The organism is Azospirillum sp. B506 (assembly GCF_000333595.1).
Taxonomy (GTDB): domain Bacteria; phylum Pseudomonadota; class Alphaproteobacteria; order Azospirillales; family Azospirillaceae; genus Azospirillum.
On the sequence record NZ_BADK01000298.1, the window covers coordinates 1 to 5,073 of the forward strand.

The window sequence follows — 5,073 nt, forward strand, 5'->3', positions numbered from 1 at the left end:
GGCTGGCCGACGAGGTGGCGGGGCTGCTCGACACCATGGGGTTGACGCCGGTGGCGCACAGTGCGGTCGGCTCGCTGGCCTATGGGCAGCAGCGGCTTCTGGAGATCGCGCTGGCGCTCGCCATGAAGCCGAAGGTGCTGATCCTCGACGAGCCGGCGGCGGGCGTGCCCCATTCGGAAAGCCAGCGCATCCTCGACGCCATCGACCGGCTTCCGAAGGATCTGGCGGTGCTGATGATCGAGCACGACATGGATCTGGTGTTCCGGTTTGCCAGCACCATCGTCGTGCTGGCGCAGGGGCGGCTGCTGTGCAGCGGCACCGCAAAGGAGATCGTCGGCGATCCGCGCGTGCGCGAGGTCTATCTGGGGAGCCGTGCCGATGCCCACTGAACCGCGGGGAGCGCTTGAGGTCTCGGATCTGCGCGCCGGCTATGCCAAGACGCTGATCCTCGACGGCGTGTCGCTGTCCGTGCCGGCGGGCGGGCGGCTGGCGCTGCTCGGCCGCAACGGGGTGGGGAAGACGACGACGCTGGCGACGCTGGTCGGCCAGACCACCCGCCATGGCGGCAGCATCCGGCTGGACGGGGTGGAACTCGGCGCGATGAACAGCTCGGCGCGGGCGGTGGCCGGGCTGGGCTATGTGCCGCAGACGCGCGACATCTTCAAATCGCTGACGGTGGAGGAGAACCTCGTCACCGGGCTGAAAGGGCGGCCGCGCTCGGCGCTGCAGGAGGCGTACGAGCTGTTCCCGCGGCTGGGCGAACGGCGGCGCAACGGCGGCGGCGAACTGTCGGGCGGCGAGCAGCAGATGCTGTCGGTCGCCCGCGCCCTGCTCGGCAAGCCGACGGTGCTGCTGCTGGACGAGCCGCTGGAGGGGCTGGCGCCGGTGATCTGCGACACGCTGATGGCGGCGCTGTCGAAGCTCGACATGACCATTGTGCTGGTGGAGCAGCAGGTCGACCGTGCGCTGGACTTTGCCGACCGTGTGGTCTTTCTCGATCGCGGCCGCGTGGTGCATGCCGGTCCGGCGGCGCAGGCGAAAGCCGATCCGGCGCTGCTGGAGCGGCATCTGGGCGTGGCGCTGGCGGCGTAGGGGAGGTGATATCCCCCTCTCTCCCCCCCGGGGAGAGGGGATCTTTGGGGGCTCGGTACGCTCTACCGGAACGGCGGCGCGTAGAGCAGCCCGCCCTGGGTCCAGGGCTTGTTCGGGCCGCGGTCCATGCCGTAAGGGGTGCCGAGGTTGCGGTCGAAGATCTCGCCGTAGTTCCCCACCTGGGCCAAAACCTGCAAGGCCCAGTCGTCGGGCAGGCCGAGCGTGCGGGAGACGCTGCCGGCATGGCCCAGCATGCGGTGCAGTTCCGGGTCGTCGGGGATGCGGCCGGCCTGCACATCCGCCGACGTGATGCCCTTGGCGTCGGCCAGCACGATGGCGTGGAGCACCCAGCGGGTGATGTCGTACCAGTTGCGGTCGCCGCGCGCGATGTAGGGCGTCAGCGGCTCGCGCGAGATCACGTCGGGATAGATGTAGATGCCCATGCCGGCCTGCCGGTAGCCGGCCAGCGAGGTCACCAGCACCGTGCGATCGGTGGTCAGCAGGTCGCATTCATGGGCGAGGAAGGCCTGCAGCGCCTCGTCCAGCGTCTGGAAGGTGCGCATCGTCCAGGGCAGGTCGGACTTGCGGATATGGTCCTCCAGATTGCGGACCGTGGTGGTGGCGGTCTTGACGCAGACGGTGCGGGCGCCCAGCCGGTCGAGCGGCGGCGGCGTGCCGTCCGCATGGATGGCGAAACCCTGGCCGTCATGCAGCAGCGGCATCAGGAACTCGATGTCGTGCGACAGCTCGCGGCTGAAGGTCCAGGTCGTGGTGGTCAGCGCCACGTCGACCTCGTGCTTCTCCACCGCCTGGAATTCCTGCGGCTTTTCCGGCAGGCGGACGACGCGGACCGCCTGGGCGTTGCCCAGCGTCGCCGCGGCGAACACCCGGCAGACATCGACGAGGAAACCGTCGAGATGCCCCTGCGGGTCGGAGAAGGAGATGCCGCTGACGCCGCTGCGCAGGCCGCAGATCAGGAAGCCGCGGCTGTGGATGCGCTCCAGCGTGTCGCCGTCCTCGGCCAGCGCCGATGGGGCAAAGGCCGGCGAGGCCAGCATCAGCGCCAGCAGCAGAAGCAACGGCAGCCGCATCCCGACACCCATCCCCTGACCCGTCTCCTCCGCCGCAAGCCCGCGGTGGGCGGGATCAGGCCGCCTGCCCGGCGCGCAGCGTGCCGAGCAGACTATGCAGCGAAGCGGCTTCCTCGGCCAGCGTGTTCGCCGTTTCGGTCAGCGAGGCGGCGATGTCGCCGGTGCGGGCGGCCTGGGCGCTGACGCCGTCGATCAGCGCCGCCACCTCGCCGGTGTTGCCGGCGATCACGCCGACGCGGTTGCGGATGTCGGTCGAGGAGGCGGTCTGCCGGGCCACCGCCTCGCCGATCAGATCCTGCACCTCGTTGATGCGCTCGACCGAGCCGGAGATGCGGGCGAAGGTGCCGACGGTGTTCTGGATGCTGCCGTTGATGGCGCCGACCGAACTGGCGATCTGCACGGTGGCGTTGGCGGTCTCCTCCGCCAGCTTCTTCACCTCCGCGGCCACCACGGCGAAGCCGCGGCCCGCCACGCCGGCCGCCGCCGCCTCGATGGTGGCGTTCAGGGCCAGCAGCTTGGTCTGGTGGGCGATGCCGGTGATGACGTCGACGATCCGGCGGATCTGCTCGGTGTTTTCGCCCAGCTGCCCCACCACTTCGCGGGCGGCGGTCAGTTCGCCCAGCGTGTCGCCGACCACCCCCGCCGCCTCGGTCGTCAGGCTGGAGACGGTGCCGATGGTGTCCATCAGCGTGCGTGCGCTGTCGTTGCAGGTGTTGGCGTTGCGGTTGCTCTCGGCGACGAAGCTGCCGGCGCTGACCGTGCTGTCGATGGTGCCGGAGGATTCGCAGCGCAGCGCGTCGGCCAGCTCGCGCAGCTGGCCCGACTGGGCGGCGACGCCGGACGCCACCTGATGCACGTCCTCCATCAGCTGGCGGGCGAGTGCTGCGGAGCGCATCTGCTCGGTGACGTCGGTCCAGGACAGCGTCTTGCCCAGCACGTTGCCCTGGTCGTCGAAGACGGTGTCGACATGGGCCTCCACCGTCGTCTCGTCCACCGTCAGCGTGCGGCGCGGGATCGGCGGCCGGGCGGGGTCGGCGCAGGCGGCGGTGAAGTCCGGCCCCTGGGCCAGCAGGTCGGGGCCGGTCGGGTCGATGCCATGCGCCTCGCAGAAGGTCCGGGCGGCCGGGTTGACGAATCCCACCTGTCCATCGGTGCGCAGGAGCGCCGTGGGAACCGGGCTGCTGTCGACCATCCGCTTCATCAGCAGCACCTGCTCGACGCTGCCGCGCAGGCGGCGCAGGGCGGCGGCCATCACCGCCAGCTCGTCGCGGCCGGTGCGGGGGATTTCGATGGACAGGTCGCCGGCAGCGATCTGCTCCATGGCGCGGGCGAACTTGCGCAGGTTGGCGATGACGGCGACGCGGAGCAGCAGCGCGGCGGCAATGGCGACGGCCAGCGCGAAGGCGCCGACCATCTTGAGCGCGTCGTTGCGCAGAGCCTCGGTCGCGCCGACGAATTCGGACACGTCGCGTGAAATCTCCGCCGTCGCCCAGGGCAGCCCGCCGTCGCCGCCGAGCGACACGGTGGTGGTGGAGAGCTGCGCATGGGTCGACGGCTCGCCGCCCTTGGCCTCGAACAGCACGCCACCCTTGGCATCGGTGAAGCGGATGTCGGCGTCGAGAACGGCGCCCAGGCTGGACAGGGCCGGCAGCGGATCGGTCACCACCTCCAGGAAGCCCAGGACGCGAAAACCGCCAATGGGGACGATCATGCTGAACAGCGGCCGGCCCCGGCCGTCGCGCCACAGCAGGCTGGCCGGACGGCGCTTGTCGGCGATGTCGCGGGACTTCAGCGCCTCGAACAGCGGGGCGACGGTGGCGACGCTGTCCTGCTCCCCGCCGGTGGTGGCGATGCGCGCCATGTCTGCGTCGTAGACGGCGACCGAGACCAGCCGCACCTCGCGGTCGACCACCACGGGGCGGGCGTTGATGTTCTTCAGCGCCAGCGTCGTCTTGGCCGGATCCTTCTGGTTGATGCTGTCGACCAGGAAGGCGTCGCGGCTCCATTCATTGGCGTGTCCCTGGAGCCACTCCGTGTAGTTCTTGCGGATGCGGTCGTTGGCGAGCACCCGCAGGGTCGCCGCAGCACTGCTGTTGAAGGTGGTCAGCGCGAAGTCGGTGTAGCGTTGCGACACCCAGGCCTGGCTGGCGATCAGCGCCGCCACCAGAACGCCCACCACCGACACCATGGCGCGGCGCAGGGTCCAGAAGCGGTGACGTGCGCCCCCGTCGTCCGTGGTGCCGCCCGCTTTCGTCCAGATCGCTGTCATGCCCAAACCCCCCGCCGCAGTGAACGGTTTCACGGATTGCTACACGCACATCCTCGCAGGGCCCTTTGAACGGTTTAGCGTTCATTTGTGAACAGTTCGTGTCTTTTCGTTTGCATTTGAGACAAGCCGGGATGACAGAGGAAAAGAAACGGGCGGCTTTTTCGTCCCATCGGCGATCCATGACTTTCCTATGGAAGAATCGATCAAGAAGGAAAGCAACCGCATGTGGTGGAGTGACTTTGAAAAAGGCTGTTTGCCTATTGAGATGCATAAAAAATGGGCCACAGGAGCGCGCGAAAAATTTTCGCGACTTCCGTGGCCCAGGTTGCCGAGCGCGTGGCCGCCGCGAGACTGAAGCGACGGGGGAGTTTGCTCGGGGTTCGGTGGATGGGCGCCTATACCCCCTCTCCCCGGGGGGAGAGGGGATCATCCTGCGTGACGTCGCCGGCGAACAGGTAGCCCGTGCCGTGGACGGTGACGAGCAGCCTCGGGTCGGCGGGGTCGGTCTCGATCAGGCGGCGCANGCNGCGGAACAGGCTGTCGATGGTGCGGTCGGTGGCATCCGTCTTGCGCCGCGTCGTCCCCGTCAGCAGATAGTCGCGGGTCATCACCCGGCGGGGT

General features: G+C 69.1%; 5 protein-coding genes. 2 read left to right on the forward strand and 3 right to left on the reverse strand.

What is annotated here, in order from left to right; translation table 11 throughout:
* Positions 1-389, forward strand: a 389-nt coding sequence (locus I71_RS09300) for an ATP-binding cassette domain-containing protein (RefSeq protein ID WP_042694148.1), incomplete at its 5' end; no start/stop codon positions are given.
* Positions 379-1,092, forward strand: a complete 714-nt coding sequence (locus I71_RS09305; protein WP_042694150.1) for an ABC transporter ATP-binding protein — start codon at positions 379-381, stop codon at positions 1,090-1,092. The genes I71_RS09300 and I71_RS09305, both read left to right, overlap by 11 nt.
* A 62-nt stretch (positions 1,093-1,154) precedes the next feature.
* On the opposite strand, the gene I71_RS09310 is transcribed toward I71_RS09305, so the two are convergent.
* The 3 genes from I71_RS09310 to I71_RS09320 form a co-directional block, all read right to left on the reverse strand.
* Positions 1,155-2,183 (reverse strand): amino acid ABC transporter substrate-binding protein, encoded by a 1,029-nt coding sequence (locus I71_RS09310; RefSeq protein ID WP_042694157.1) that lies wholly within the window; start codon positions 2,181-2,183, stop codon positions 1,155-1,157.
* 55 nt (positions 2,184-2,238) lie between these two features.
* Positions 2,239-4,452 carry a methyl-accepting chemotaxis protein gene (locus I71_RS09315; RefSeq protein ID WP_042694152.1) on the reverse strand — a complete coding sequence of 738 codons (2,214 nt, stop codon included), beginning with the start codon at positions 4,450-4,452 and terminating at the stop codon, positions 2,239-2,241.
* A 395-nt stretch (positions 4,453-4,847) separates the two neighbouring features.
* Positions 4,848-5,073: winged helix-turn-helix domain-containing protein (locus tag I71_RS09320; RefSeq protein WP_199902141.1), on the reverse strand; the 226-nt coding region annotated here is incomplete at its 5' end.